This is a genomic window from Streptomyces sp. NPDC050549 (assembly GCF_040655035.1).
Taxonomy (GTDB): domain Bacteria; phylum Actinomycetota; class Actinomycetes; order Streptomycetales; family Streptomycetaceae; genus Streptomyces.
On the sequence record NZ_JBFAJD010000027.1, the window covers coordinates 109,230 to 133,713 of the forward strand.

The 24,484-nt window shown below is 69.9% G+C and carries 25 protein-coding genes and 4 pseudogenes; 13 read left to right on the forward strand and 16 right to left on the reverse strand.

All coding sequences use genetic code 11. The annotated features are described in order from the left end of the window. Positions 1-35 precede the first annotated feature (35 nt). The 3 genes from AB0I51_RS32365 to AB0I51_RS32375 are packed head-to-tail and all read left to right on the forward strand — an operon-like array spanning position 36 to position 2,748. The gene (locus tag AB0I51_RS32365) at positions 36-977 is read left to right on the forward strand and encodes a hypothetical protein (protein ID WP_362981287.1); all 942 of its coding nucleotides are present in this window, start codon (positions 36-38) and stop codon (positions 975-977) included. Then, positions 974-1,567 (forward strand): phosphoribosyltransferase, encoded by a 594-nt coding sequence (locus AB0I51_RS32370; protein ID WP_362981289.1) that lies wholly within the window; start codon positions 974-976, stop codon positions 1,565-1,567. Before AB0I51_RS32365 ends, AB0I51_RS32370 begins: the two co-directional genes overlap by 4 nt. After that, positions 1,564-2,748: an MFS transporter gene (locus tag AB0I51_RS32375; RefSeq protein WP_362981291.1), complete on the forward strand. Its 1,185-nt coding sequence runs from the start codon at positions 1,564-1,566 to the stop codon at positions 2,746-2,748. The genes AB0I51_RS32370 and AB0I51_RS32375 overlap by 4 nt, the downstream gene beginning before the upstream one ends. 7 nt (positions 2,749-2,755) lie before the next feature. Here AB0I51_RS32375 and AB0I51_RS32380 read toward each other — a convergent pair whose 3' ends face one another. Then, positions 2,756-3,442, reverse strand: a complete 687-nt coding sequence (locus tag AB0I51_RS32380) for a response regulator transcription factor (RefSeq protein ID WP_362981293.1) — start codon at positions 3,440-3,442, stop codon at positions 2,756-2,758. Between the two features lie 275 nt (positions 3,443-3,717). Then, positions 3,718-3,831: pseudogene (locus tag AB0I51_RS32385) on the reverse strand (PucR family transcriptional regulator); the annotation flags it as partial. Between the two features lie 48 nt (positions 3,832-3,879). On the opposite strand from AB0I51_RS32385, the gene AB0I51_RS32390 reads away from it, so the two are divergent. Next, entirely contained in the window at positions 3,880-4,050 is a 171-nt protein-coding gene (locus AB0I51_RS32390) for a hypothetical protein (protein ID WP_362981295.1), read from the forward strand. A gap of 337 nt (positions 4,051-4,387) precedes the next feature. On the opposite strand, the gene AB0I51_RS32395 is transcribed toward AB0I51_RS32390, so the two are convergent. Beyond that, a complete protein-coding gene (locus tag AB0I51_RS32395) occupies positions 4,388-5,860 on the reverse strand; it encodes a SulP family inorganic anion transporter (protein WP_362981297.1) in 1,473 nt (490 codons plus the stop codon). A gap of 453 nt (positions 5,861-6,313) precedes the next feature. Between AB0I51_RS32395 and AB0I51_RS32400 the strand changes: the two genes are divergently transcribed. Together AB0I51_RS32400 and AB0I51_RS32405 are read left to right on the forward strand one after the other, a co-directional pair. Further along, entirely contained in the window at positions 6,314-6,718 is a 405-nt protein-coding gene (locus AB0I51_RS32400) for a MerR family transcriptional regulator (RefSeq protein WP_362981299.1), read from the forward strand. A gap of 288 nt (positions 6,719-7,006) precedes the next feature. Beyond that, positions 7,007-7,207 (forward strand): annotated as a pseudogene (locus AB0I51_RS32405) (hypothetical protein); the annotation flags it as partial. Between the two features lie 221 nt (positions 7,208-7,428). Here AB0I51_RS32405 and AB0I51_RS32410 read toward each other — a convergent pair. Together AB0I51_RS32410 and AB0I51_RS32415 are read right to left on the reverse strand one after the other, a co-directional pair. Then, positions 7,429-8,742: an MFS transporter gene (locus tag AB0I51_RS32410; RefSeq protein WP_362981301.1), complete on the reverse strand. Its 1,314-nt coding sequence runs from the start codon at positions 8,740-8,742 to the stop codon at positions 7,429-7,431. After that, positions 8,739-10,088, reverse strand: coding sequence for an MBL fold metallo-hydrolase (locus AB0I51_RS32415; RefSeq protein WP_362981303.1), 1,350 nt, complete (start codon positions 10,086-10,088; stop codon positions 8,739-8,741). The genes AB0I51_RS32410 and AB0I51_RS32415 overlap by 4 nt, the downstream gene beginning before the upstream one ends. Before the next feature lie 106 nt (positions 10,089-10,194). Between AB0I51_RS32415 and AB0I51_RS32420 the strand changes: the two genes are divergently transcribed. Continuing rightward, complete coding sequence (locus tag AB0I51_RS32420; protein WP_362981305.1) at positions 10,195-10,863, forward strand: metalloregulator ArsR/SmtB family transcription factor; 669 nt, start codon at positions 10,195-10,197, stop codon at positions 10,861-10,863. A gap of 172 nt (positions 10,864-11,035) precedes the next feature. Here AB0I51_RS32420 and AB0I51_RS32425 read toward each other — a convergent pair whose 3' ends face one another. Then, a complete protein-coding gene (locus tag AB0I51_RS32425) occupies positions 11,036-11,293 on the reverse strand; it encodes a transcriptional regulator (RefSeq protein WP_362981307.1) in 258 nt (85 codons plus the stop codon). Positions 11,294-11,403: 110 nt separating this feature from the next. Here AB0I51_RS32425 and AB0I51_RS32430 point away from each other — a divergent pair, with 110 nt between their 5' ends. Continuing rightward, positions 11,404-12,927: an FAD-dependent monooxygenase gene (locus AB0I51_RS32430; RefSeq protein WP_362981309.1), complete on the forward strand. Its 1,524-nt coding sequence runs from the start codon at positions 11,404-11,406 to the stop codon at positions 12,925-12,927. A gap of 124 nt (positions 12,928-13,051) precedes the next feature. Here AB0I51_RS32430 and AB0I51_RS32435 read toward each other — a convergent pair whose 3' ends face one another. From AB0I51_RS32435 to AB0I51_RS32470, 8 genes and pseudogenes are all read right to left on the reverse strand, one after another. After that, positions 13,052-13,426 (reverse strand): metalloregulator ArsR/SmtB family transcription factor, encoded by a 375-nt coding sequence (locus AB0I51_RS32435; RefSeq protein ID WP_362981311.1) that lies wholly within the window; start codon positions 13,424-13,426, stop codon positions 13,052-13,054. Next, on the reverse strand, positions 13,423-13,869 hold the full coding sequence (locus tag AB0I51_RS32440) for an OsmC family protein (RefSeq protein WP_362981313.1): 447 nt from the start codon (positions 13,867-13,869) through the stop codon (positions 13,423-13,425). The genes AB0I51_RS32435 and AB0I51_RS32440 overlap by 4 nt, the downstream gene beginning before the upstream one ends. Next, positions 13,866-14,138: a DUF2180 family protein gene (locus AB0I51_RS32445; protein ID WP_362981315.1), complete on the reverse strand. Its 273-nt coding sequence runs from the start codon at positions 14,136-14,138 to the stop codon at positions 13,866-13,868. Before AB0I51_RS32445 ends, AB0I51_RS32440 begins: the two co-directional genes overlap by 4 nt. A gap of 73 nt (positions 14,139-14,211) precedes the next feature. Beyond that, entirely contained in the window at positions 14,212-14,556 is a 345-nt protein-coding gene (locus tag AB0I51_RS32450) for a hypothetical protein (protein WP_362981317.1), read from the reverse strand. A gap of 50 nt (positions 14,557-14,606) precedes the next feature. Further along, positions 14,607-15,335 carry a sulfite exporter TauE/SafE family protein gene (locus tag AB0I51_RS32455; protein WP_362981319.1) on the reverse strand — a complete coding sequence of 243 codons (729 nt, stop codon included), beginning with the start codon at positions 15,333-15,335 and terminating at the stop codon, positions 14,607-14,609. 529 nt (positions 15,336-15,864) lie between these two features. Then, positions 15,865-16,868 (reverse strand): annotated as a pseudogene (gene trxB, locus AB0I51_RS32460) (thioredoxin-disulfide reductase). Further along, positions 16,865-17,284, reverse strand: coding sequence for an arsenate reductase ArsC (locus AB0I51_RS32465; protein WP_362981321.1), 420 nt, complete (start codon positions 17,282-17,284; stop codon positions 16,865-16,867). The pseudogene trxB and the gene AB0I51_RS32465 overlap by 4 nt, the downstream one beginning before the upstream one ends. A 48-nt stretch (positions 17,285-17,332) precedes the next feature. Next, entirely contained in the window at positions 17,333-17,968 is a 636-nt protein-coding gene (locus AB0I51_RS32470; protein ID WP_362981323.1) for an arsenate reductase ArsC, read from the reverse strand. A gap of 105 nt (positions 17,969-18,073) precedes the next feature. Here AB0I51_RS32470 and AB0I51_RS32475 point away from each other — a divergent pair, with 105 nt between their 5' ends. Together AB0I51_RS32475 and arsB are read left to right on the forward strand one after the other, a co-directional pair. Further along, the gene (locus tag AB0I51_RS32475) at positions 18,074-18,382 is read left to right on the forward strand and encodes a metalloregulator ArsR/SmtB family transcription factor (protein WP_362981325.1); all 309 of its coding nucleotides are present in this window, start codon (positions 18,074-18,076) and stop codon (positions 18,380-18,382) included. Continuing rightward, entirely contained in the window at positions 18,379-19,488 is a 1,110-nt protein-coding gene (gene arsB / locus AB0I51_RS32480) for an ACR3 family arsenite efflux transporter (protein ID WP_362981327.1), read from the forward strand. Before AB0I51_RS32475 ends, arsB begins: the two co-directional genes overlap by 4 nt. Before the next feature lie 441 nt (positions 19,489-19,929). Here arsB and AB0I51_RS32485 read toward each other — a convergent pair whose 3' ends face one another. Beyond that, on the reverse strand, positions 19,930-20,310 hold the full coding sequence (locus AB0I51_RS32485) for a metalloregulator ArsR/SmtB family transcription factor (RefSeq protein WP_362981329.1): 381 nt from the start codon (positions 20,308-20,310) through the stop codon (positions 19,930-19,932). A gap of 328 nt (positions 20,311-20,638) precedes the next feature. Between AB0I51_RS32485 and AB0I51_RS32490 the strand changes: the two genes are divergently transcribed. The 3 genes and pseudogenes from AB0I51_RS32490 to AB0I51_RS32500 all read left to right on the forward strand — a co-directional run bounded on the left by AB0I51_RS32490 (position 20,639) and on the right by AB0I51_RS32500 (position 23,080). After that, the gene (locus AB0I51_RS32490; RefSeq protein WP_362981331.1) at positions 20,639-22,006 is read left to right on the forward strand and encodes an NAD(P)-binding domain-containing protein; all 1,368 of its coding nucleotides are present in this window, start codon (positions 20,639-20,641) and stop codon (positions 22,004-22,006) included. Then, a pseudogene (locus AB0I51_RS32495) lies at positions 21,981-22,418 on the forward strand (ArsI/CadI family heavy metal resistance metalloenzyme); the annotation flags it as partial. The gene AB0I51_RS32490 and the pseudogene AB0I51_RS32495, both read left to right, overlap by 26 nt. A gap of 41 nt (positions 22,419-22,459) precedes the next feature. Continuing rightward, positions 22,460-23,080: a phosphatase PAP2 family protein gene (locus AB0I51_RS32500; protein ID WP_362981348.1), complete on the forward strand. Its 621-nt coding sequence runs from the start codon at positions 22,460-22,462 to the stop codon at positions 23,078-23,080. On the opposite strand, the gene AB0I51_RS32505 is transcribed toward AB0I51_RS32500, so the two are convergent. Continuing rightward, positions 22,965-23,795 carry a hypothetical protein gene (locus tag AB0I51_RS32505; protein ID WP_362981333.1) on the reverse strand — a complete coding sequence of 277 codons (831 nt, stop codon included), beginning with the start codon at positions 23,793-23,795 and terminating at the stop codon, positions 22,965-22,967. The genes AB0I51_RS32500 and AB0I51_RS32505 overlap by 116 nt on opposite strands. Between the last annotated feature and the right edge of the window lie 689 nt (positions 23,796-24,484).

Below are 24,484 nucleotides of genomic sequence, written 5' to 3' on the forward strand. Positions count from 1 at the left end.
TCCTGCGGCTGCTGGAACGGGTCACGGTGCCGCGCGTGGAGATCGTGACGGCCGGCTACTGGGGCAAACACGCGGTTCGGGCGGAGCGCCTGCTGCGGGAGATGGACGAAGCCCTGCGCCGCAATCCGCAGCCTCCCGAGACCCTGCTGCGGCTGAGCATCGACCGCTACCGCATCGACGCGCCACAGCCCGTGCGGATCCCGCACTACGGCAACGTCGCCCGCGCCTGGCAGAAGCTGCGCCCAAGCCTCGCACTGGGCTTCCGCAGCATCCAGCCGGACATGGACATCGTGGATGCGGACCTGGCCCGGGAGCTGGGCGCGACGGTGGAGACGGTCAACGACTGGAACCGGCGCATCGTCCTGCCCGACGGCACGGCGTTACCGATCACTTTCAACGTGTTCCGGCTGAGCGGCAAGGCCGCCGAGCTGCGCGATGATCTCCTCGACGGCACACAGACCATCAAGGAGTACCACTCGCCGTTCGAGTCGGGATCCAACCGGCTGACGCTTGCCACCGCGGTCAACGACGCGATCCGGGGTGCGTATGCGGCCAGTCCGGGAGCTGCCGTCACGCTCAACTCGGACGGAACCTTCTGGATCTTCGCCGGTACGGCGCCGGACCGGCGGATGATGTTCACCGGCCAGCGGTTCGGCGAAGCGATGGACTACTTCTTCCAGGACCCGATCACCCACTTCCTCGTCGACGACGGAGTGTGGGCACTGGCCGACATCATCGCCGATCTCGACCCGGCGACACACGCCGCGGCCTTGGCCAAGAACGACGTCGCCTCACTGGTGGAGGACCTGCTGGCCCCCGACGACGTACGCCTGGCGGTGACGCTGCTGGCCGCGCAGCGGATGGTCAGCAAGGGTCGCGCCACCGTGGAGAGGGATCCGGATGTGGCCGACCTGCTCACTTCGGGTGCGGACTTGACGACCTGGTGCACCGACGCGGTTCGCGGGGTGCGGCTGTGAGGGCCGAGGCGACGACGGTTGCCGATCCGGCAGGCGTCTACCGCACGCTGGTGGGTACGGGCTCCGAGCCGGAGCAGGTCAGGCAGGGCATCTTCGAGCTGAGCCGCGTCCTCGCCGACGCCACGCGTGCCGCCGTGCCCGACGACGCGACGGTGCTGTGCGTGATCGTGCTGCGTGGCGGACAGCTGCTCTACCCCGGTTTCGCCCCGCCCTTCGCCCACACCCATTTCTGTCTCCTCGGCATGGAACGCGACGAACAGGGCCGAGCCCGGTGCCGGTACATGACGCCGCCGAGCCGACAGTTGTACGACGTCGCGGTGCTCATCGACTGTGTGGCCGCGACCGGCGGCACCCTGCTCGCCGCCCGACAGGTACTGGCGGACTCCTGCAAGATCTCCCGTCACGTGGCCGCCGTGCTGTGCTCCTCCGACCGAGCCACCCGCACGCTGACCGGTGAGGGGATCGACGTCCTGGGCTTCCGGTTGCACGAGGCGCTGGACGGCGATGTCGTGACACCCGACCTCGGCGAACTGGACGCCGGAGACCTGTTCAGCGGCGTGTCCTTGTTCCTGCGGAACGCCTCTGCATGAGCACACAGACAACAGGCATCGAGCGACGCGTTCTTCCCGAACGCGGCACCGTCGCGCTCGTCTACGCGGCGGGAGTGTCGGCCGGGATGGCGCTGGGCCGGTTCATCCCCCTTAGCTCCGACGTGCGCGGCGACTTCGGGCTCTCGCTCGCTGCGTTCGGGTGGCTGGTCTCCGGCATCACCGTGGTCGGAGCGGCGCTCGCCCTGCCGGCCGGGCTGTGGATCGCGCGCGGCGATCTCGGCCGGGTGCTTGGCGCCGGGCTCGCCGTGATGCTGCTGGGCGGGTTCCTGGAGACCGTCTCCCCGTCGGTCCTGCTGTTGTACACCGCGTGCATGCTGGAGGGCTGCGGCTACCTGCTCGTGGTGATCACCGGGCCGCTGGTGCTGTCCGCCCGGTGCGGACCGAGTACGGAGCGCGGGGCGCTCGCTCTGTGGAGCACGTTCATTCCCGTCGGCATGGCGCTCGCCTCCGCGGCGGGCACTCTGACCGGTGCCCTGGGCTGGCGGCTGACCGCTGTGCTGACCGTGGTGCCCGCCGTGGTGCCGCTCGTCGGCGCTCTCACCTGGCTGACCGGCACTGGCGCCGAGGGAGCACGCCAGCACCGTGGGGCCTCCTCGGGAGGACTGCGCCCGGTGCTGTGGCTGTCGGTGTCCTTCAGTCTCATCGCGCTGCTGGGGGTCACCGCGGTCGCGCTGCTGCCCGACCTCGCCGACCACCGGGACGTCCCCGCGGCTCTGGGCAACGCGACCACGGCAGCCGTGTCCCTGGCCAGCGTTCCCGGCGGGCTGGCCGCCGGCCTGCTCATGCACCGAGGGATCACCCCGCGCCCGCTCGCCGTGGCCGCGCTCGCCATGCCGTGCGCCGCCGTCATGATCTACCAGGTCAGCGCTTGGGCGGCGATCGCTGCCGGGGCCGCGGTGTTGATGGCCGCTAACGGGCTCGTCCTCGCCGCCCTCTACGCGAGCATGCCGACGCTCGCGCACTCCCCGTACACGCTGCGCCGCGGTTACGGCCTGCTCAACCAGGCGGGCTGCCTGGGCAGCCTCTTCGGCCCGCCCGTCTTCGGGTTCGCCGTCACTCACACCGGCTGGGCCGCCGCCACAGTCCTGGTGACACTGATCAGCCTGGTCGGTCTGGCCCTGTTCTGGACCGCCACCCGTACGGCCGCTGTATCGGGTTGATTGCGGATCAGTCCGGCTGCACGGGAGCTGTGGGCACGCTGAATCCGGACTGGTAGGCGAAGACGATGAGCTGGGCACGATCGCGCACACCGAGCTTCTGCCGCAGGTGATACAGGTGCGAGCGGACCGTGGTCACCTGCAGCGTCAGCTTCTGGGAGATCTCGTCGTCGGACATCCCCGCCGCCACCAGCAGCAGTGCTTCACGTTCCCTCGGGGTCAGCGTGTTCAGCTTCTCCTGGCTGGCGGCCACGGGTTTGGCATGGCGCCAGAACAGCCAGTCGATCAGACGCCGGGTCACCGCACCGGTGGCGGCGGCTTCACCCGCGGCCAGGGCGCGCACCGCGCGGATCACCTCGGCTGGCGGAGTCTGCTTCACCAGATATCCGTACGCCCCAGCCCCGAGGGCCTTCATGACCGAGACGTCGTCGGTGCGCGTGCTGAACAGGAGGACTTCCGGCACGCGCCTGCCGGAGGAGTTCTTGCTCACCCGTGTTGCGACGTCCAGGCCCGACAGTCCCGCCAGACGGAAGTCGGTGATCAGTACGTCGGGCGACAGCCGCCGCACCAGTGAGAGTGCCTCTGTCCCGTCGCCCGTGGTGCCGACGACTTCGATGTCCGGTTCGCTGCTGAGTGTGGCTGCCAGCCCGTCCCGTACCACCGGAAGCTCATCGCAGATCAGCACACGTATCGTCACGACCCAACACTACCGTTACGTAAGAGTTGGTAGCGGCATGTCACGGTGGAGTTAGGAAACGATGACGGTGTGTGTCGGCCGGTCCGGGAAAGACGTGGCTTCCGCGTGGCCGATCCGAATGCCGGCATCGGAATGCGCCGCTGGCAAGGGCGCGGAGAGGGTGTGCGGCGATCAGCCGGTCCGTCGTCGCTCAGGCGAGGAGCGGAGGGCGGCCGACTGCGACTGGTTTGACTGAACTGGCAAGCCCTGACCCCGGCGACCGCTGAACGGGCTGCTCACAGGTCCTTGGCGGGCCAGTCCAGCAACCGGGCGCCGATGACGGCGGTCTGGAGCATGTAGCGGTGGGCCGGGTCGGTGGGGTTGGCACCGGTGAGTTGGTGGATGCGTTCATCGTCTGATGGATGCTGATCGCCCTCGCCCTCTGGCTTCTGGGCGCGATGCTTGGCCAACCCGCCTCGCTCGCCCAGTGTGCCGCCTCGTCCGCCTTCCTCGTCGCGGTCGGGGAAGCCGGCGACTGGCTGCGGCGTCGCTGGCGGGCCGGCTGGCTCAGCGGCATCGCCGCACGACACCAGCCACCCGACGCGAAGACGCCGACCACGGATCCGTGACGACGCCACCCACCGCAGGCGTTCAGGCGCGAATCGAGTCCGGCACCGTGGGACACCACACTCCTTCGTAAGGCAGGAGCGCCACGGTGCACAGTCGCTTCCCGCGGAAGGCGTCCCGGAAGGGGTTCGCCTGTGGGCCCCGCCGGATCCGGTGTCGAGGTGGCGTCAAGGCGAGACATCTGCTGGGCGACATCAGCTTGGTCGCCGGGCAGGCCGTCGAGAGGATCCACTATTGCTCGGGACTGCTCGACTCCGAGGGCCAGTACGCCTGGTAAGGGAGGCCGGCTGAGTCATCGGTGACGAGGATGGCGTGTTGAAGCGCGCACCGAACGGCTGGTCAGTGACCGCCGGTGAGTTCGCCGCTGAGGGTCTTGTGGATGCGGGCGCTGGGTTCGTTCAGGCTGATGATCTCGACGGTCTTGCCGCGCTGGGCGTACTTCGTCTCGATGGCGTCGAGCGCGGCCACCGAGGAGGCGTCCCAGATGTGGGCGGCGGACAGGTCAATGACGATCTTGTTCGGGTCGGTGGCGTAGTTGAACTGGCCGACGAGGTCGTTGGAGGAGGCGAAGAACAGTTCGCCGGTGACCGAGTAGACGACCTGGGTGCCGTCGGGGTCGGTGACGGAGGTGACGTCGGCCAGGTGGGCGACGCGCTTGGCGAAGATGACCATGGCGGTGATCGAGCCGAGGACCACGCCGATGGCGAGGTTGGAGGTGGCGACCACGCAGGCGACGGTGATCACCATGACGGTGATCTCGCCGGCGGGCATGCGCTTGAGGGTCTTGGGTGCGATGGAGTGCCAGTCGAAGGTCGCGAAGGACACCATCACCATGACGGCGACCAGGGCGGCCATCGGGATGTCGGAGACGATCGGCCCGAAGACGATGCACAGCACCATCAGGAACGCGCCGGCCAGGAATGTCGAGAGGCGGGTGCGGGCGCCGGAGACCCGTACGTTGATCATGGTCTGGCCGATCATGGCGCAGCCGCCCATGCCGCCGAAGAAGCCGGTGACGATGTTGGCGATGCCCTGGCCGATGGACTCGCGGGTCTTGTTGGAGTGGGTGTCGGTGATGTCGTCGACGAGCTTGGCGGTCATCAGCGACTCCATCAGGCCGACCAAGGCCATGGCGAGCGCGTACGGCGCGATGATCTTCAGTGTTTCCAGGGTGAACGGTACGTCCGGCAGGCCCGGCACCGGGAGCGAGGAGGGCAGGTCGCCCTTGTCGCCCACGGTCGGCACCGCGATGCCGGCGGCGACGGTGATGACGGTGAGGATGACGATGGACACCAGTGGTGCCGGGATCACCGTGGTGACCTTCGGGAAGAACACCATCAGGGCCAGGCCGGCGGCGATGAGCGGATAGACCGGCCAGGGCACGTCGTGCATTTCCGGGACCTGTGCCATGAAGATGAGGATGGCGAGGGAGTTGACGAAGCCGACCATCACCGAGCGCGGCACGAACCGCATCAGCCGGGCGACGCCGAGCGCGCCGAGGACGATCTGGAAGACGCCGGCGAGGATCACGGCCGCGACCAGGTAGCCGAAGCCGTGCTCGCGGTTGAGCGGGGCGATGACCAGGGCGACGGCGCCGGTGGCCGCGGAGATCATGGCGGGCCGGCCGCCGACGACCGCGATGGTCACGGCCATCGTGAACGACGCGAACAGGCCGATCGCCGGGTCGACCCCGGCGATGACCGAGAAGGAGATCGCCTCCGGGATCAGCGCCAAGGCGACCACGAGACCGGCGAGCACCTCGGTGCGCAGCACCTTCGGCGACAGCCACGAGGGACGACGGGAGCCGCGCATCCACGCGGCTGGGGACAGAGGGGACGGTGCGGAGGAGGACAAGACGAGAGGAACCTGTCGTGCTCGGGCGCGCCCGGCGTCACGGTGGGCGCGCAGGGGAGGCGTGGAGGGCCGGGGCGGAGATCCACGATGTCCGCGAGTGGCGGACCAAAGTCAGTGGGCAGCAGCGAGGCGACCCGCGAGAGGACAAGGTGCTGCTTGCGGGCGAAGGATCACGGCGGGCAGGAGGCGGCGGGCATGACGGACATGTGCACGCTCTCTCCTGCAGGCATCGGTCTTCGCCGGAGGCTTCGTCGGCCCCGACGCGATTGATGGTCACGGGGACGGTATCCCGCACCATGGGAACGGGCACGGCAGGCGCCGTCCCGATACAGCGCAACTCTACCCTAACGTTAGAGTAGAGATCGGCGGCGGTCCCCGGGGCCGCTGCGAGAGACGAGGAAGGCACCCCGCGTGAGCAGCGAGCACATGCAGATCGGCGAGGTCGCCGCACGGACCGAGCTGTCGTTGCGCACCATCCGGCACTACGAGGAGACCGGCCTGGTCACCCCGTCCGCCCGTTCCCAGGGCGGCTTCCGTCTCTACACCGAATCCGACGTTGCGCGCCTGATGGTCATCCGCCGGATGAAGCCGCTGGGCTTCACGTTGGATGAGATGCGCGCCCTGCTGGAAGCGACGGATCGTTTGGACTCCGGCGAGACGCTACCGGTCGGGGAATGCGAGGAGTTGCTGGAGCGGATGCGCGGCTTCGAGCGCGCCGCTCAACAGCGGGTGGAGGATCTGCGCACCCAGTTGGCACGGGCGGAGGAGTTCGCGGCGACACTGGCAGAGCGACTCACGCAAGCTCCCCCGCCCTGAGACAGTCCTCGCCCGTGACCGTTTGGCGGCGCCCGCCGAACATGAGGCGCCGTCACCGTTGCGAGTGAACATCCGGGTGCCGGCGCCTGAGACGGATATCGACGGTGTGACACCCCGTCGAGCGGTGATCCGCGCCGTAGTTCTTCGCGGTGGGTGTGGCCGCGACAGCGGCTGGTGACTGATTGGCAGGCGTACACCCAGTCAGCGGCAGTGCCAGCGCATCACGCACATGCGCGGCAAGCTGCCCGAACCTGCGCGGCAGAATCCAGGCCGAAACAGCAACGACTCACCTGGTCGTACGCGGGCGCGGACCCGGCCGAGGTCGCCCAGCGGGCCGGCAACAGGGTCGAGGCCCTGATGAGCCGGTGCGCGAAGTGCCTGTATGGCCGGCAGTCCATCAACAACCAGCGCGTCGAAGGACTCCTGAGGTCCACGATTGCCTATTGGCGAACTGTCGACAGCACGTGGGGAGAGGGCACTTGCCGATGACCGCCGTTCAGTACGAATGGTGGCGGCGCCGTGAGCCGTGCTCGCGCACCCCTGTTCAGGGACAGTGACCATGCGAATCCGCAGCTTGGCGAGTGGAAGCTGCAATGTCTCCGTCGTGCCCTCGCCCGTCGCGGAAGGCGGCGCCCGGAGCACCGTGGTGCCGCCGGAGTCGCCGACTATGAGATGCGGGCGGCGGAGGGAGTGTGGGTGGGTCTTCTCGATCAGGGCAGTGATGGCGGTGGAGCGGGACGGGGGTGCGTTTCGTACATGCGGACGGCGACGATCAGGCCGGAGGCGGCGGTGAGGGCGGCGACTGCCCAGATGGCGGTGGTGAGGCCGTAGGCGCCGGCGAGGCTTCCGGCGAGGAGGGCGCCGACGGCGAAGCCGCCGTCGCGCCACAGGCGGTAGACGCCGATCGCGCGGGCGCGCCAGGCGGGGTGCGCGACATCGCCGATCACGGCGAGCAGAGTCGGGTAGACGAGGGCGGTACCGATGCCGAGCAGGACCTGGGCGGTGGCCCAGACGGGGAAGGTGGTGCCGAGGGCGACCAGCCCGATGGCGGCGGCCTGAAGCAGCATGCCGCCGGTGATGAGGCGCTTGCGGCCCACGCGGTCGGACCACCAGCCGGTGAGCAGCTGGCCCGCGCCCCACACGGCAGGGTAGAGAGCGGCGAGGATGCCGATCTGGGCGACGGACGAGCCGTGGGTGGCGAAGAGCAGGGGGAAGATGCCCCAGGCGAGGGCGTCGTTGAGGTTGTTGACCATTCCGGCCTGGCTGGCGGCGGAGAGGGCCTTGTCGGTAAGGCTGGTGCGGCGGGCGATCTGGGCGGTGGTCAACTCCCGCTCGGTCAGATCCTGGACGGGATGGAGCGCGGCCTCGGCGCGGGCGTGCTCACGGGTCTCGCGCACGACGAGGGCGGACAGACCGAGGCCGAGGGCGGCATAGGCGGCGCCGAGCAGGAAGGGTTCGGGCCGCAGACCGGCGTGGGCGGCTATGGCGCTGGTGGCCATGGCGGTGGCGGCCACCGCTCCGTACCCGGCAGCCTCGTTCAGACCCATCGCCAGGCCACGGCGTCCGGGTCCGGCCAGGTCGATCTTCATGATGACGGTGGTGGACCAGGTCAGGCCCTGGGAGGCGCCGAGCAGGATGTTGGCGGCGATGATCCAGGCCCAGGACGGGCCCCAGGCGAGCATGGCCGGGACCGGCAGGGCGATGAGCCAGCCACCGACGAGGACGGGCTTGCGGCCGTAGCGGTCGGAGAGTGTGCCGGCGAAGAAGTTGGTGGCCGCTTTGGTCGCGCCGAAGGCCAGGATGTACGTGAGCGCGGTCGCGGAGGCGGCCAGGTGGAAGACCCGGTCGGCCAGCAACGGCAGGACGACCCGTTCCTGGCCGAGCATGCCGCCGACCAGGGCGTTGACGGTGACGAGCAGGGTGAACTGGGCGAGGTTGGCGCGCAGTCCGAGCCGTATGCCCTCGGGCGCGCTGGATGGGGGTCCCCCCTGTTCGAGCGAGGCCGAGGGCTCGGGGGAGGTCACGCGCCCGCCTCAAGGGGGTGGCCGGTGGCCTTGGCCCAGTCGGCAGGGCCGCCGTCCAGCACGGCGAGATCCTGGTGTCCGGCGCGCTGGAGAAGGCTGGCGGCGGTCATGGCGCGTTCGCCGTGTCCGCAGGCCACCACGGCGCGTGAGGGTGCTTCGTCGGCACGTGCGGTCAGCTCGCCGAGTTCGATGCCGACGGCTCCCGGGATGTGTCCGGCGGTGTGCTCGGAGTGCTGGCGGATGTCGAGGACCGGGCGGTCGGCGATGTGTCCGGCGGAGAGGAGTTCGATGGCCTGCTGCTCCCCGCCGTCGGCTGTCCAGGACGCCATCTCCACCTGTCCGGCCAGCCGGTCGTATCCGATCTTCAGGGCCTGCCAGCTGAGTTCGGCCAGATCCTGTCCGGGAGCGGTGACGAACACGAGCGGGGCGTCGTCGGGCAGCAGCCAGCCCAGCCAGGTGGCGAACTGGTCGCGCAGCGGGATGGAGACGGCGCCGGGGATGTGTCCGGCGGCGAACTCGGCGATCGGCCGGACATCGACCAACTGGGCGTCGAGTCGGCGTACTTGGGCCGGAGTGAGCGGGGCGAGCCCCGGGGCGGCACCCAGGACGGCCGGCCCGCGCCGGTTGATCTCGCCGAGGCGTTCGAAGTACGCGGGATAGGTGCCGAGGCTGTCCAGCAACTGCCGCACGAAGGTGCTCTCGTCGGGTGCCGCGAGCAGCGGGTTGGTTTGGCGCTGGGCGCCGATGGTGGTGGTGCGTTCCGCGCCGGGCGGGGCGGAGCAGAAGGAGCCCGCGCCGTGGGTGGGCCAGACGGCCACCTGGTCGGGCAGTTCGGCCAGGCGACGCAGCGAGCGGTACTGGGCGCGGGCCAGTTCCTCGGCCCTTTCGGCGCCGAGCAGATCGGTGCGGGCCGCGGAGCCGACGATCAGTGAGCCGCCGGTGAAGACGCCCAACTCCCGTGTGCCGTCAAGGAGGAGGAAGGACAGGTGCTCGTCGGTGTGGCCGGGGGTGGCCAGCGCCCGCAGGGCCAGTCCGCCCAGGTCGACCTCGTCGCCGTCCTCCAGGCCGTGGTGCGCGAAGGCCCGGTGCCCTGCGGCGGAGGCGAGCACAGCGGCACCGTCGTCGTGCGCGAGCTGCACAGCGCCGGAGAGGAAGTCGGCGTGCAGGTGAGTGTCGGCGGCGAACGCGAGCGTCAGCCCGCGCTGCCCGGCCACGGCCCGCAGCGCCCGCAGGTCCCGGCTCGCGTCGACGGCCAGAGCGCGGCCTTCGCCCAGGTCGACGAGGTAGGCGCTGTTGCCCAGCCCGGTGTCGACGAGGGGTATCAGGTGATCGTCGGCGAAGCCCATGAGGTCCTCCCAATGCCACGGTAGGCGCCCGGTCGCTCCGGCGTCCGGCACTAGTTACAATATTCCATGGATTTATGGATGATGTTCCAGGGATGGGAGTTCGGCCATGGGAGACGCCGCGCGCAAGAGCGCGCTGTACGACGCCTTCGCCCGTACCGGCAAGGCGCTCAGCAGCGGAAAGCGCCTGGAACTGCTCGATCTGCTGGCCCAGGGCGAGCGCACCGTTGACGCGCTCGCCAAGGCCGCCGGGCTGAACCTGACCACCGCCTCCGCGCATCTGCAGACCCTCAAGCAGTCCGGCCTGGTCGCCACCCGTCGCGAGGGCGTGCGCATCCACTACCGGCTGGCCGGAGACGATGTCGCCGCCCTGTACGCCCTGCTCCGCCAGGTGGCCCAGGCTCATCAGGCAGATGTCGAGCCCGCACGCACCGCCTACCTCGGCACGGATGGCGCGGAGGAAGTCGGCCGTGTGGAGCTGCTGGCCCGCGTGGCGGCAGGCGAGGTCGTCGTCCTCGATGTCCGCCCGGCCGAGGAGTACGCGGCCGGCCACATCCCCGGCGCACTCTCCATTCCGGTGGAGGAACTCGCCGGCCGCATCATCGAGTTGCCCGACGACGCCGAGGTGGTGGCGTACTGCCGTGGCGCCTATTGCGTCCTCGCTCACGACGCCGTACGCCTACTGCACGAGCGCGGCCGCAGGGCGCTCCGGCTGACCGACGGGATGCTGGAGTGGCGGCTCGCGGAGCTGCCCGTGGACACAGGACTCGCCGCATGATCCGCGCACACCCACAGGGCGACGAAGTGATGGTCGGGCAGCTGGGCCTTGTCGAAAGTGACCCAGTTCGGAGGTCTGACTCGAAGGTGGCGTTGCCCTTCTCGATTCCAACCAGCAGCTCTCCAGTACCTGTTCGGCGTGAGTGGCGGTCAGGGGTGCGACGCGAATCCGTTCAACAGGCACGCTCGCTCTCCAGGCCCGTGATCGCCCGTACGGCGGCAGGGAAGCACTCCGGGCACCCGTCGTTGACGGCGTACCGCGTCGACGTGCCCCGTGCCTCGGCGAGCACGAAACGCACCTCGGTGAGGCTGTAGGACGCAGTGGACTGGCCGATCGACGGGTGCTCCGCGATCTCGCCGACGGGCAGTAGGTTCAGCAGGCGTACGCGCATGGGGTCGGCCAGCGCCTTGAACCATGTGGCGTACGTCATGATGACGTCATCGCTGAGGGGCGCTGGGTCCTTCGTCGCCTCATTCGTCGGTGATCGACGATGGTCGGTTATCGGGCGTGGATCGAGATGTTGGGCACTACCGTGGATTCATGACGGCGCCTTTGGACGTGCTCGTGGTCGGTGCAGGCCCCACCGGGCTCGCTCTCGCCGCGCAACTGCGGACCTACGGGACCACTTTCCGGATCGTCGACCGCTCTCTGGACCGGGCCCATGAGTCGCGCGCGTTGGCCATCCAGCCACGCACCCTGGAAGTGCTCGCCCCCTTCGGGGTGACCGACGAACTGGTCGCACGCGGCAACCCCGCGATGCAGCTGAGGATGCATCTGCCGCACCGGGTGGTGCAGATTCCGCTTTTCGACATCGGGCTGGCCGACACCGCGTACCCCTTCCTGCTGTTCCTCTCGCAGGCGGAGACCGAGAGCGTCCTCTCGGAACATCTGAGGGGCAAGGACGTGGACGTGGAGCGAGGCACGGAGTTGGTCCGTCTGGAGCGCACGGGCTCGTCCGTCGCCTGTCGGCTCCGGCGCGGCGATGGCAGCGAGGAGGCCGTGGAGGCGACGTACGTCGTGGGCTGCGACGGTGCGCACAGCACGGTGCGGGCTCAAGCGGGCATCGGCTTCGAGGGGTACGCCTACCCGCAGACCTTCCTGCTCGCCGATCTGGAGGTCGATGGGCTGGAGCCCGGGGCGGTGCACACGTACATGACGGGGGCCGGGATGCTGTTCTTCTTCCCCCTGGGCTCGCCGGCCACCTGGCGGTTGCTCGCGATGCGGCCGCCGGGCGCCCCGGACACCGAGGTGGATCTCAGTCTCCTGCAGGAGATCACCACCCGATACGCCGGCAGCCGGCTGGCGTTGCGCGACCCGGTGTGGATGACCGACTTCCGGCTCCACAACCGCGGCGCCGCCCACTACCGCTCGGGGCCCTTCTTCCTCGCCGGGGACGCCGCCCACATCCACAGCCCGGCCGGCGCCCAGGGCATGAACACCGGCATCCAGGACGCCCTCAACCTGGGCTGGAAACTCGCCCTCGTGTGCCAGGGCCACTCGCCGCAGGAACTGCTGGAGACCTACGAGGCCGAGCGCGCCCCGGTCGGCCGCAGCGTGCTGCGCTTCACCGACCGTGCCTTCACCGTCGCCACCAGCGGCAACCCGGCCATCCGGCTCGCCCGCACGCGCCTCGCTCCGCGTCTGGTGCCGCTGGCGGTGCGCGTGAGCGGGCCGCGCGGGCGGGTCTTCCGTACGGTGTCGCAGCTGGGCATCCACTACCGGCGCAGTCCCGCCTCCGCTTCGGGCTCGCGGCCCCCGGGACGCGGTCCATGTGCCGGTGACCGGCTGCCCGACCTGCCGCGCGGGCTCCAGGCAGGGACTGCGGGGCCGGGCTGGCACCTGCTGCTGGCCGGGCCGCCGCACCTCTGGTCCGACGGGCGGCTCGCCCCGGTCCTGGCAGGCCGGGCCGATGTACTCACCGTTCACCGACTCGGCGAGCAGAGTCCCTGGCCGGGCGTTGCTCACGGGCTCGTACGCCCCGACGGCTACCTCGGTCATGTCTCGCGCGGCGCCGATGTGGACGGGCTGAGCGTGTACCTCGACCGGTGGCTGCGGCGCGTATGACGCCACGGTGAGGGGCGTGGGAACGCATCGTCCGAGGCGTCGCCGAATTCGTAGAGGCAGGGGTGAGCGCCGGGAAGGTGCGGGGTGAAGGCCGACAGGCCGTGGTTGCCGACCCTTTCCCTGGTCACTGGATCTGATCAGCGCACTGGGGCGAGCAGGCCGCCGTGTACTGCTGTGGGGTGGCGGCCTCACTGGCCCCGGCGGGGTGGGTTGGTGTGGCGGGGAGGGTGGCGTGGAGCCGTGCGAGGGCGTCGGGGGCCAGGGCGTAGTCGATCCAGCGGCCCCGGCGGCTGCAGGTAACCAGGTCCGCCGCGCGGAGGATCTTCAGGTGGTAGCTGAGGAGGTTGAGCGCGATCGGCACCTGTTCCTGCAGGTCGCAGACGCAGGCCGGGGAGTCGGCCAGGCGGCGTATCACGGCCAGGCGGGCCGGGTCGGCGACCGCGTGCAGGAGGGCTGCGGCCTTGGTGCAGTCCGGTGCGTCGGTGGTTGTGGGGGTCATGACGGCTCCGGCGGGGGCGGGGTGGTCACGATGCGGCCGTGGATGTCGCAGGTGGCGGCGAGGGTGTTGTAGACGGTGCCGTAGCGGCGCAGGTTGTGGTGGAGCAGGTCGATGCGGCGCTGGGGTTCGTCGGTGACCAGGCGCAGTTCGTAGGTGAAGTGGGTGAACTTCGGCGGGTTGTCCTGGCGCCTGGCGACGACGTCGACCTCGGCGCTGGTGTAGCGGAACGGCAGGAGCTTGCTGGAGCGGTTGAGGTTCTTCAGCAGGCAGGCGGCGAGGGATGCGGCGAGCAGTTCGGCGGGGCCGGGTTGCCCGGACGGGGGCTTGTCCCAGGCGGCGTCGACGGGGATGGTCCGGTCGGCTGCCTCGATGCGGGCCGGGCCGTCCGGAGTGGTGCGGGCCCGCACCCGGTAGCTGGTGCGGGCTTGCGGCGTGGTGGTCATCGCCGTCCTCCGATCAGGTCGGTGAGGTGGCGGCGGGGACGCGGGACGGTGGTCGTGGTGGGGTTGCCGCTGTGTTCGGCGTCGTAGCAGGTTGTGCAGGTGATACGGCGCGCGGCCAGCGGCCGGACCGAGGGGCCCATGCCGACCATGTGGTAGACGAGGTCGGCGGTGACGTGGGCGTGCTCGGTGCACACGGCGGCGCCGCAGTGGCGGCACACGGCCGTCGCCGGGACCGTCCTTCCTTCCTGGTGGCAGTCGTAGCAATTCACGGTTACCCCTTCTTTCCTTCTCCGGTATTCAGTTGGCGTCGCCGCGCGGTTTGTGCGGCGGCGGGTGCGGGGGTCAGAACGAGATGACTGCGGCGGCTTCCTGTCCGTAGCGGGCGAAGGCGTCGCGGGCGAATTCGAGTTGGATGCCGCGCTGGGCCAGCTGGTCGGCGGCGCCGGCCGCGGCGGCGATGTTCAGGCAAGTCCTGACCGGGACGCCGTGCTCGATGAGGGCGTCGATCTGGCTGTTGAAGTCGGTGTTGGCGGCGTCGAGCAGGGCGTGTTCGGCGGGGCCGAACAGGTAGACCTCCAGCTGGATGCCGCGGTCGGCGGCGACCTGACGGACGCGTTCGGCCACGTGGGCTCCGGTGGCCAGGGAGTCCTGGTCGGCATGGAAGATGTGGATCACCGTCTTGGGCACGGCCCCACGTCCTTTCCGGTTGTAAGCGGTGCTGCGAATGGTTCAGTGGTTCACACCAGCAGCGTGATGATCTTGTAGGCGGTCATGACGACGATGAGCACGCCGAACAGCTGCTTGATGCGCTGCCCGGGCACATAGAGGCTGGTCAGCCGGGCTCCGGCGAAGGCGCCGACGGCGCCGACCGCGAGCAGGGCGAGGGTGAGGCCGCCGTCCCACTGGGCGGTGGACAGGTGCGGAAGCAGGGCGGAGAACGACGGTGGCGTGACGGCGACCGCGTTGATCGCGGCGGCCTTCTTGGTCTCGAAGCCGGCCAGGATCAGGGTCGGCATGAGCAGAAAGCCGGGGCCGACGCCGAGCAGGCCGGAGAGCACCGAGATGGGGACCGCCCAGGCCAGCACAGCACGGTAGTTCTCCCAGCCGGGACGCTCCTTGACCGGGCGGAAGAGGCGGTAGGCGAGGTAGCCGACGCCGGCCAGATAGACCGCCCAGATCGCCCCGGGCTCGATCACGTGCGCGAGCGGGGCGAAGGCGGTGGTGACCGCGGCCAGGCCGAGCGCGCGGTGCCAGTCGATCAGGCCGCTGCGGGCGAAACCGAACGCGGCGAACAGTGCGGTGATGCCGTTGAGCAGCAGGCTCAGCGGCTGCACCTGGTCCACCAGGTTTGACATGAACATCGCCAGGAACGGCACCGCGGCGAACGCGACGCCCAGACCGAGCATCCCGGACACCACGGACAGCACGAGCAGTCCGCCCACCATGGCGAGCGCGGCACCGTCCATCGGACACCTCCGGTGTCACTTCAACGAACGTTGAAGTGACACTTCGATGCTCCGTCGGCCCGGGGTGCTGCGGGAGAGGCGCAGGGCCCTGGGGCGGGGCCGTCCGGCCCCAAGTTCCTTTGGCCGTATGGCCCATTGAGGTGTGTGGGACGGCTGCGTACGAGATGCCGCAGATGGAAGAGTTCGAGTATGTGCCGGCCACCGTCACGATGACCGCGTCCCGGGGGAGTCGGCTCACGGGGCCGTGGAGCGTCGCCGACGTTCATTTCCCGGCCGTCCGCCGGGATACCTCCCTGGGAGCAGAAAAGCACGGGCACGATGGGGGCGCTGGGCCCCCACCGTCATGACAACAGGCGAGTTGGTCGGCGAGCTCGCGCTCCGGGGACGGCCTTGAGGTTGGCGCGCACGACGGTCTGCACGAACTCGCCGTCCCCGCAGACGCTGTCGCCGTGCTCGGCGGCGATCGCCTCCGGAGGGGGCCGGTTGGCGGCGCCGGCCGCACCGGGTGGCCGCACCCTCCGGTGGGGCGTCAGACGGCGGCCGCGACCGGCGCGCCCTCAGTTGGGGTCTCTCCCGTACCGGTGTCCCCCAGGGCTGCGAGGTACCGCTCGGCGTCGAGGGCGGCCTGGCAGCCGCTGGCGGCGGCGGTGATGGCCTGGCGGTAGGTGTGGTCGACGACGTCGCCGGCGGCGAAGACGCCCGGGATGTTCGTACGGGTCGAGGGCGAGTGCACCTTCAGATAGCCCGCGTCGTCCAACTCCAGCTGACCCGCGAAGAGTTCGGTACGGGGGTCGCGGCCGATCGCGATGAACAGGCCGGTGACGTCCAGATCGCGGGTCTTGCCGGTGAAGACGTCGCGCAGCACGAGCCCGGCCAGCTTGCCGTCCGCTTCCTTGATCTCCGCGATCTCGCTGTCGAAGGCGAAGGAAATCTTGTCGTCGGCGAAGGCGCGGTTCTGCATGACCTGGGAAGCGCGCAGGGCGGAGCGCCGGTGCACGACGGTCACGGACTTGGCGAAGCGGGTGAGGAACGTGGCCTCCTCCATGGCGGTGTCGCCACCGCCGACCACGACGATGTCGCGGTCGCGGAAGAAGAAGCCGTCGCAGGTGGCGCACCAGGACACGCCCCGGCCGGACAGCTCCTCCTCCTTGGGAAGACCGAGCTTGCGGTAGCCGGAGCCGGTCGCCACGATCACCGTCTTCGCGAGGTGCACGGTGCCCGCGGTGTCGGTGACGGTCTTGACGTCCCCGGTGAGGTCGACTCCGACGATGTCGTCGTCGACCATCTCCGCGCCGAACGTCTCGGCCTGGGCGCGCATGTTCGCCATCAAGTCCGGGCCGTCGACGCCCTCGGGGAAGCCGGGGAAATCTCGACCTCGGTGGTCGTGGTGAGCGCCCCGCCGACGAAGATCGCGCCGCCGAAGACGAGCGGCTTGAGCTCGGCGCGGGCCGCGTAGAGGGCGGCGGTGTATCCCGCGGGGCCGGAGCCGATGACGACGACCTCGCGTATCCCGTTATCCGTCACGGAGGTCACGCCTCCTGCTGGGCGTCGATCTCGGCGATCAGGGCCTCGATACGGGTCCTGATCTCGTCCCGGATCGGGCGGACGGCCTCCACGCCCTTGCCCGCCGGGTCCTCCAGGGCCCAGTCGAGGTACTTCTTGCCGGGAAAGATCGGGCAAGCGTCGCCGCAGCCCATGGTGATGACGTAGTCGGACGCCTGGACGGCCTCGGTGGTGAGGATCTTCGGCTTGGCGTCGGCGATGTCGATGCCGACCTCCTTCATGGCCTCGATCGCGGAGGGGTTGACCTGGTCGCCCGGGATGGAGCCGGCGGAGCGGACCTCGATCCGGTCGCCCGCGAGGTGGGTGAGGAATCCGGCGGCCATCTGCGAGCGCCCGGCGTTGTGGACGCAGACGAACAGCACGGAGGCAAGCGGGCTGGAGGACATCGGTTCTTCCTTCGTCAGTAGATCAGGAGGGTGGTGCGGGAGTCGGGTTCAGCTGCTCGGCAGCGAGGCGAGCAACTCGGTGATGCGGCCGTCGATCTCGTCGCGGATGCCGCGCACGACGACGAGCGGGGCACCCTCGGGGTCGGTGACCGGCCAGTCCAGATATCGACGGCCCGGAAGTACGGGGCAAGCATCCCCGCAGCCCATGGTGACGACGATGTCCGCGGCCTGCACAATCTCGTCGGTCAGCGGCTTGGGGAACGCGTCCGTGAAGTCGACCCCGGCTTCGGTCAGCACCTGCGCGACGGCCGGCTCGACCTCGGCGGCCGGTTGCGTGCCTGCCGAGGAGGCGACCACGTGCCCGCCCGCGCGGTGTGTGAGCAGGGCGGCGGCCATCTGGGAGCGTCCTGCGTTGTGGCTGCAGACGAACAGCACGCGCGGCAGGCTGCTGCCCGGTGCGCCCTCGATGTGGGCGAGCGCGTCGAGCCGTTCGGTGGCCAAGTGTTCGGCCAGCACGACCAGGTGGGTACGGATGCGGGCGTGCTCGGCGAGGTGCTCGTAGGAGTCGATGACCAGGCGCTGGATGGTCTCGGGCGAGAAACGCCCGCGGTAGCGCAGGGCGAGGCGGGCGATGCCGGACGCGAGGCGTTCGTCGGGCAGGACAGGGGGTGGGGACGCGGTCACGGAAATCCCCTTCGGGTCGGTAATCCCCCCACGGGCGTGGGGATGCGGATCCCATAGATCAGCCCCAACTGGTATCAGCTCGGGATGATGTGACAGTATCAGTCCATGATGACGTCAGTCGACACTGATCTGATGCGGGTTCTCGCGGACCCGCTCCGCCTCCGGATCGTCACCCTGCTCGCCCGGGAGACGCTCTGCAGCACTCACCTCATCGAGGAGACCGGTGCGAAGCAGACCAACCTCTCCAACCACCTGAGAGTGCTGCGCGAGGCCGGTGTCGTAGAGACGGAGCCGTGCGGCAGGTACACGTACTACAAGCTGCGCCCTGACGTCCTCACCCAGCTCGCCGGCCAGTTCGCCGACCTGGCCGAGTCCGCTCGCAATGCCGCCGAGAACAAGAGGGCCTGCCCGTGACCCGCACCGAAGCATCCGCGACCGCTGAGGAACCCTCGGTCGTCGCGAAGCTGTCGACGCTCGACCGTTTCCTCGCCGTCTGGATCCTGGCCGCCATGGCCGTCGGCCTCGGCCTCGGCCGGGCCATCCCCGGCCTGAACGACGCCCTCGCCAAGGTCGAGATCGGCGGCATCTCCCTGCCGATCGCCGTCGGCCTGCTGATCATGATGTACCCGGTGCTGGCCAAGGTCCGCTACGACAAGCTCGACGCCGTCACCGGCGACCGCAGGCTCATGGTCTCGTCGCTGGTCATCAACTGGCTCGTCGGCCCGGCGGTGATGTTCGCGCTGGCCTGGATCTTCCTGCCGGACCTGCCGGAGTACCGCACCGGGCTGATCATCGTCGGGCTCGCCCGCTGCATCGCCATGGTCATCATCTGGAACGACCTGGCCTGCGGTGACCGCGAGGCAGCCGCCGTCCTGGTCGCCCTCAACTCGGTCTTCCAGGTACTGGCGTTCGGGCTGCTGGGCTGGTTCTACCTCGACCTGCTGCCCGGCTGGCTGGGCCTGGGCGACGGGCAGCACCTGGACATCTCGATGTGGAAGATCGCCCTGAACGTCGTCATCTTCCTCGGCATCCCGCTGCTGGGCGGCTTCCTCACCCGCCGCATCGGCGAGAAGAAGCTCGGCCGCGAGAGGTACGAGACGGGCTTCCTGCCGAAGATCGGCCCGTGGGCGCTGTACGGCCTGCTCTTCACGATCGTCATCCTCTTCGCCCTGCAGGGGAAGACGATCACCTCGCAGCCGCTGGACGTGGCCCGCATCGCGCTGCCGCTGCTGGTGTACTTCGCGGTGATGTGGTTCGGCACCTTCGCCCTCGGCAAGGTCATCGGCCTGGCCTACGACCGCACGGCGACCCTCGCTTTCACCGCGGCCGGCAACAACTTCGAGCTCGCCATCGCGGTCGCCATCGCCACCTTCGGCGTCACCTCCGGCCAGGCACTGTCCGGCGTCGTCGGCCCGCTGATCGAGGTCCCCGTCCTGGTCGCCCTCGTGTACGTCTCCCTGGCCTGGCGGCGGAAGTTCAGCACGGCCCAGCAGCTCACGCTCGCACCGCAGGAGGGCTGACGCACTGCATGGACTGCTCCGGCCTCGGGGTGCGGGTCGCCGCAGTCGGCGTCTGCGCTCAGTGCGGAGCCGCCGTCTGTCTCGTCCACGCCGAACTCTCCGAGCAGGGCCTGCCCGACGCAGGTCCTGCACCGCGCCCGGAACCGGGCCGACGGCAGTACCGGGCAGATCACCCAGGTCGGACGACGGGGCGGTGCTGACGAGCAGGACCCGCATGCCGGCGTCGTGCAGGGCCACGGCGGCGCCCCCCGGACGCATACCGACGGGCCCGAGCGCTCATGGGCTACGTCTCCCGTCTCCCGTCGGCTCAGCCCGCGGCGCCGGGCCACTCCGTTCTCATGCTCCCCGCTCGGCACCCCTGACGCGGAAGGCAGCGGGGCCTTCGGCCGTTTCCAGGTCGGCTGATCGCAGGACTACGGCGGCGCGCAACGACCCTGATCCTCATCGGACCGCGGCCGGCGGGATGGCCAGCAGTCTGCCCATGGTGGCCAGCACGGACGGCTCGACGCGGTAGTAGACCCAGGTGCCGCGGCGCTCGGAGGTGAGGAGCCCGGCCTCCTTGAGCTTCTTCAGGTGGTGGGACACGGTCGGCTGGGACACGCCCACGTCGGAGATGTCGCACACACACGCCTCGCCGCCCTCGTGCGAGGCCACCGCGGAGAACAGCCGCAACCGCACCGGATCGCCAAGCGCCTTGAACATCCGCGAAGCCCTCTCCGCCTCCTTCGCGGTGAACGGGCGCTCGGTGAGCGGCGGGCAGCACGGCGCCGCAGTCTCGCCGGGGGCGGGTTCCAGCAGCGGCAGCACCTTGGCATTCGACATACGTCTATGTTGACACACGTCGAACCAGCGGGGTGAGGGGTGTAGAGCCTCGAGGGTGGGTGACTGTGCGAGGCCCGAAGAGAACGGTGTCGGATCGTCGCGGCGGGCGGCCGTGACCCGTCCGCCCGCTACGACGCCTCCGGCTCTCGTCCCATCGGGCGAAGGAAGTGTGCGGCGGCCGGCTCCGACTCGCCGACCCTGGCAACTGTGACGTTGACCGCTCTGCAGGCCCTTCAGGTTCGATGAATGTCTATGTCGACGCTTGTCGAGTCAGGTGTCATTCTGGCCGCGCAAGCCATCGACGGATGTCGAAGCAAAGGGGAACCCAGTGAGCGTGTCCACCACCGACCAGCTGCCCGTCGTGGTCATCGGAGCCGGGCCGATCGGCCTGGCCGCCGCAGCCCACCTCATTGAGCGCGGCATCGAGCCGCTCGTCCTGGAAGCCGGCTCCGCCGCGGGCAGCGCCGTACGCGAGTGGTCGCACGTGAGGCTGTTCTCCACTTGGGGAGAGGTCATCGCCCCGGCCGCCGAGAAGCTGCTCGCCCCGGCCGGCTGGGTCCGCCCCGACGGCTCGGCCTACCCGACCGGCGGCGACTGGGCCGAGCGCTACCTCCAGCCGCTCGCCGACGCCCTGGGCGGCAAGGTCCGCTACGGCGCCACGGTGACCGGCGTCGCCCGAGCGGGTCGTGACCGCATCGTCGACGCGGGCCGCGCCGCGCTTCCGTTCACGGTGCACGTCCGGTCCGCCGACGGTGCCGAGGAACGGATCGCCGCCCGCGCCGTCATCGACGCCTCCGGAACGTGGTCCACCCCGAGCCCCGTCGGCGCGGACGGCCTGCCCGCCCTCGGCGAGAAGGCCGCCGCCGACCGCATCTCCTACCGCGTCCCGGACCTGAAGGACCCCACGGTACGCCTCCGTTACGCGGGCAAGCGCATTGCTGTCGTCGGCTCCGGCGCCTCCGCTTTCACCGCCCTCGCCTTCCTCGCCGACCTGGCCGGGAAAGAGGAAGGGAGCGGGGCGCACGCGGTGTGGGTCCTGCGCCAAGGCATCGGCGCGAACACCTATGGCGGCGGCGAAGCCGACCAGCTGCCCGCGCGCGGGGCTCTGGGTCTGCGCGCGAAGGCCGCTGTCGAGGCCGGCCGCGCGAGCGCGGTCACCGGCTTCCGCACCGAGGCTGTGGAACGGGACGGTGACCGGCTCGTCCTCGTCGCGGAAGACGGCCGCCGCCTCGATCCGGTCGACGAGATCATCGTCCTGACCGGCCTCCGCCCCGACCTGTCCTTCCTGTCCGAGGTCCGGCTCGGTCTCGACGAGCGCCTCCAGGCCCCGACCGCACTCGCCCCGCTGATCGACCCTAACGTCCACTCGTGCGGCACGGTCTACCCGCACGGCGTCAATGAGCTCTCCCACCCCGAACAGGGCATCTACCTGGTCGGCATGAAGTCCTACGGCCGCGCACCGACCTTCCTCGCCATGACCGGCTACGAGCAGGTCCGCTCGATCACCGCGGCGATTGCCGGCGACCAGGAGGCCGCCGAGCGGGTCGAGCTCACCCTGCCGGAGACCGGGGTCTGCGGCGGCGCGGGTCTCTTCGACGAACCGGCGAACGCCGAGCAGCCCGGTGCCTGCTGCGTCGCCCCCGCCACCCTCCAGATCGGCATCGGCGCCTCTGCCATCACTTCCGACGGCTGCTGAACTCCCCGCCCACCCCAGGAGGTTCGCCGAGACGTCCCGCGTACAGCTCGCGCTCCGCGTCCCCGACCTCGCCGAGTCCGTCGCCTTCTACACGAAACTCTTCGGTACCGAGCCGGCCCAAGCTCCGTGACGGCTCCGCCAACTTCGCCATCACCGAGCCCCCGCTCAAGCTCGTGCTGATCGAAGGCATCGCAGGCGAAGCGACCCGTATGGATCACCTCGGCGTCGCGGTCGGAACGACCGAAGCCGTCCATGCCGCCACCACCTGCCTGCGCGAGGCCGGCCCGGCCACCCATGTGGAGAACGACACCATCTGCTGCTACGCCCTCCAGGACAAGGTCTGACCCACGGCCCCGGCCAGGAACCCTGGGAGGTGTACGTCGTCAAGGCCGACGCCGACTCCCTGGTCAAACAACAGGGCTTCGGCCCTGCCGGTCGCTCCCGCACGCCTACATCGTCGAGGCGTGCCCGGCACCGAGCGACTACGCCTGCCCCAGCGGGCACTCCACGGTCGCGGCGGCGACCGCCGCCGCGCTCCTCTTCGTTGACCGCCGACTCGCCGCGATCGCCGCGGTCTTCGCGCTGTTGGAAGGCTTCAGCCGCGTGTACCTGGGGGCGCACTACCCTCACGACGTCATGGCATCGCTCCTGGTCGGAAGCGCTGTCGCCGCAGGAGCCGCGGCGGCTGGACGCCGGGCGGGAAACAGGGTGGTCACGTCCTGGCGGACGGGCGGTCTGCGCCCGCTGCTGACTGACCACCGCGTGACGCATCGGGCCGCCCTCTCCCCGGCCGTGACGGGATCCGTAATCGTCAACCTCGGCGACTGCGGGAAGAGAGGAAGAGGGCGGCGGCGTGCGTCCGCCCTCTGTCAACTCGCGCTGGATGACTACGCGGACATCCCAGAAGGATCACGCTGGGCGAACGCGCAGCGCCAGGCGCGTTGCCGTTGTGGCACGCTCACCGAAGCTCGCTGTGTTGGTCCTTGGCCCACCACAGGAACGCGGCGGCGTGCTGCTGGTTGGCGAAGCCGTCACCGACCAGGGTGTGCAGGAGGTCGTTGCTCCACAGGATGAGCCGTCCGAGAGTCCAGTTCACCGTCTCGGGCGCCGGTAGCTCCAGCCCGTAGACCAGCCGCGCGATCTCGCGCTTGCCGCCCGCATCTGTCGTGTACTTGAGGATCGACAGGAAGCGATCGGGCTGCACCACGCAGAGAACCCGTGTGAGGAGAGCTTCCTTGAAACCGGTCATGGCGAACGGCTTCGCACCCGTCAGCAGGTGCTGGAGCCGGTCCGCGAGCGGTATCTCGGCGGGGCCGTGCAGGAGGTACTCGATGGTCTGACGGGTCGACTCGCCGGCCGCCGCGTCACCCATGGCGTTCCAGGCGGAGTTGAAGGTGGCCTGGTTACCGGGATGGGCTCCGATGTCGGAGTTGGCGAAGTCCTTGAGGGCCCTGGTGTCGCATGTCCGCAGCCCGTCCGGGGAGAAGATCTTCTGGTACTTCGCCCAGTAGGTCGCGACCTCGGGTTCGAAGCCGGGCCTGGTGGCGAGGAACTGCGCCTTGAGCCGGGTGGCACGCTTCGGCCGCTCGCCTTCGACATCCTCGGGTTTCGGGAAGCGGGTCTTGAGGTCGTCGAAGGAATGGGACAGCCGCTTCTGCGGCGAAGCGGGCTCCCCGTGTTCCCATTCGTAGCCGCACCGGTGCCTCACCACCCGGCGTCCGTCGTCGAGGGAACGGACCACCTCGATGTCCTCGTCTTCGCTGCACAGTGGGCACATGGCCAGACTCATAGGGCCCCCGTCCCGGTGGCGTTCGTGCTCCGCCGTGAGCCGACACGCTCTTCATCCAAGGGGCGCATTCTTGCATCCGGCTGCGGAGTCCGGCTGCGGGTCTGTCTCCCGGCGCCGAGTGTGCGCAACGCCGAAGGGGCGGCAGCTCGTTGGCCGTCCGCCCTCGGGGTGCCTGCGATGCGTGCACGAAGCCGGCGCGGACGTGGCCAGGCGCATGCTTGGTCATGACCTGATCCTCGGCCGCGTGCATACGTGGGATGGGCCTGTTTGTCCTGCCGTAGCCGGTGTCGTGGACGTATCTGGTGCGTAACCCCGGGTGCGTCTGCGGCCGGTCATCTGCCGTAGTCGGCACGGGACGGGGACGCCCTCTGCCCGAGTCATCTCCCCAGGTGGGCGCAGCACTCACGGGGCTGTCGCCGGCGTCCGTGTGGCCGGGCGGCCGGCGGTCTTTCCCGAAGCCGGCTGTATCAGCGGGATTGGCGGCGGCTCCTTCCCCTGGCGGCCACAAGCCGCCGCGCGCCAAGGGCCGGTGCGGGCAGATCCCGTGCCGTCCGCGCGCCTCATTCCGGGGGAATTCGTGACCACTGAACCGATCGTCCAGGATCTGCCGTTCCTGTCCCAGGCGAACGCCCTGGGGCAGGGGTTCGACGTCTACGGCGTCTACGGCGCCGAGAGCCTGCTGCGGCCGA

What these genes read in the sequence shown, in the direction of transcription:
- AB0I51_RS32505 (WP_362981333.1), bottom strand. Translation starts at nt 23,795, where the DNA reads ATGAGTCTGGCCATGTGCCCACTGTGCAGCGAAGACGAGGACATCGAG.
- AB0I51_RS32475 (WP_362981325.1), top strand. Translation starts at nt 18,074, where the DNA reads ATGATGACGTCAGTCGACACTGATCTGATGCGGGTTCTCGCGGACCCG.
- AB0I51_RS32440 (WP_362981313.1), bottom strand. Translation starts at nt 13,869, where the DNA reads ATGACCACCACGCCGCAAGCCCGCACCAGCTACCGGGTGCGGGCCCGC.
- AB0I51_RS32420 (WP_362981305.1), top strand. Translation starts at nt 10,195, where the DNA reads ATGGGAGACGCCGCGCGCAAGAGCGCGCTGTACGACGCCTTCGCCCGT.
- AB0I51_RS32425 (WP_362981307.1), bottom strand. Translation starts at nt 11,293, where the DNA reads ATGACGTACGCCACATGGTTCAAGGCGCTGGCCGACCCCATGCGCGTA.
- AB0I51_RS32455 (WP_362981319.1), bottom strand. Translation starts at nt 15,335, where the DNA reads ATGGACGGTGCCGCGCTCGCCATGGTGGGCGGACTGCTCGTGCTGTCC.
- AB0I51_RS32375 (WP_362981291.1), top strand. Translation starts at nt 1,564, where the DNA reads ATGAGCACACAGACAACAGGCATCGAGCGACGCGTTCTTCCCGAACGC.
- AB0I51_RS32430 (WP_362981309.1), top strand. Translation starts at nt 11,404, where the DNA reads ATGACGGCGCCTTTGGACGTGCTCGTGGTCGGTGCAGGCCCCACCGGG.
- AB0I51_RS32390 (WP_362981295.1), top strand. Translation starts at nt 3,880, where the DNA reads ATGCTTGGCCAACCCGCCTCGCTCGCCCAGTGTGCCGCCTCGTCCGCC.
- AB0I51_RS32465 (WP_362981321.1), bottom strand. Translation starts at nt 17,284, where the DNA reads ATGTCCTCCAGCCCGCTTGCCTCCGTGCTGTTCGTCTGCGTCCACAAC.
- AB0I51_RS32415 (WP_362981303.1), bottom strand. Translation starts at nt 10,088, where the DNA reads ATGGGCTTCGCCGACGATCACCTGATACCCCTCGTCGACACCGGGCTG.
- AB0I51_RS32435 (WP_362981311.1), bottom strand. Translation starts at nt 13,426, where the DNA reads ATGACCCCCACAACCACCGACGCACCGGACTGCACCAAGGCCGCAGCC.
- AB0I51_RS32485 (WP_362981329.1), bottom strand. Translation starts at nt 20,310, where the DNA reads ATGTCGAATGCCAAGGTGCTGCCGCTGCTGGAACCCGCCCCCGGCGAG.
- AB0I51_RS32395 (WP_362981297.1), bottom strand. Translation starts at nt 5,860, where the DNA reads ATGCGCGGCTCCCGTCGTCCCTCGTGGCTGTCGCCGAAGGTGCTGCGC.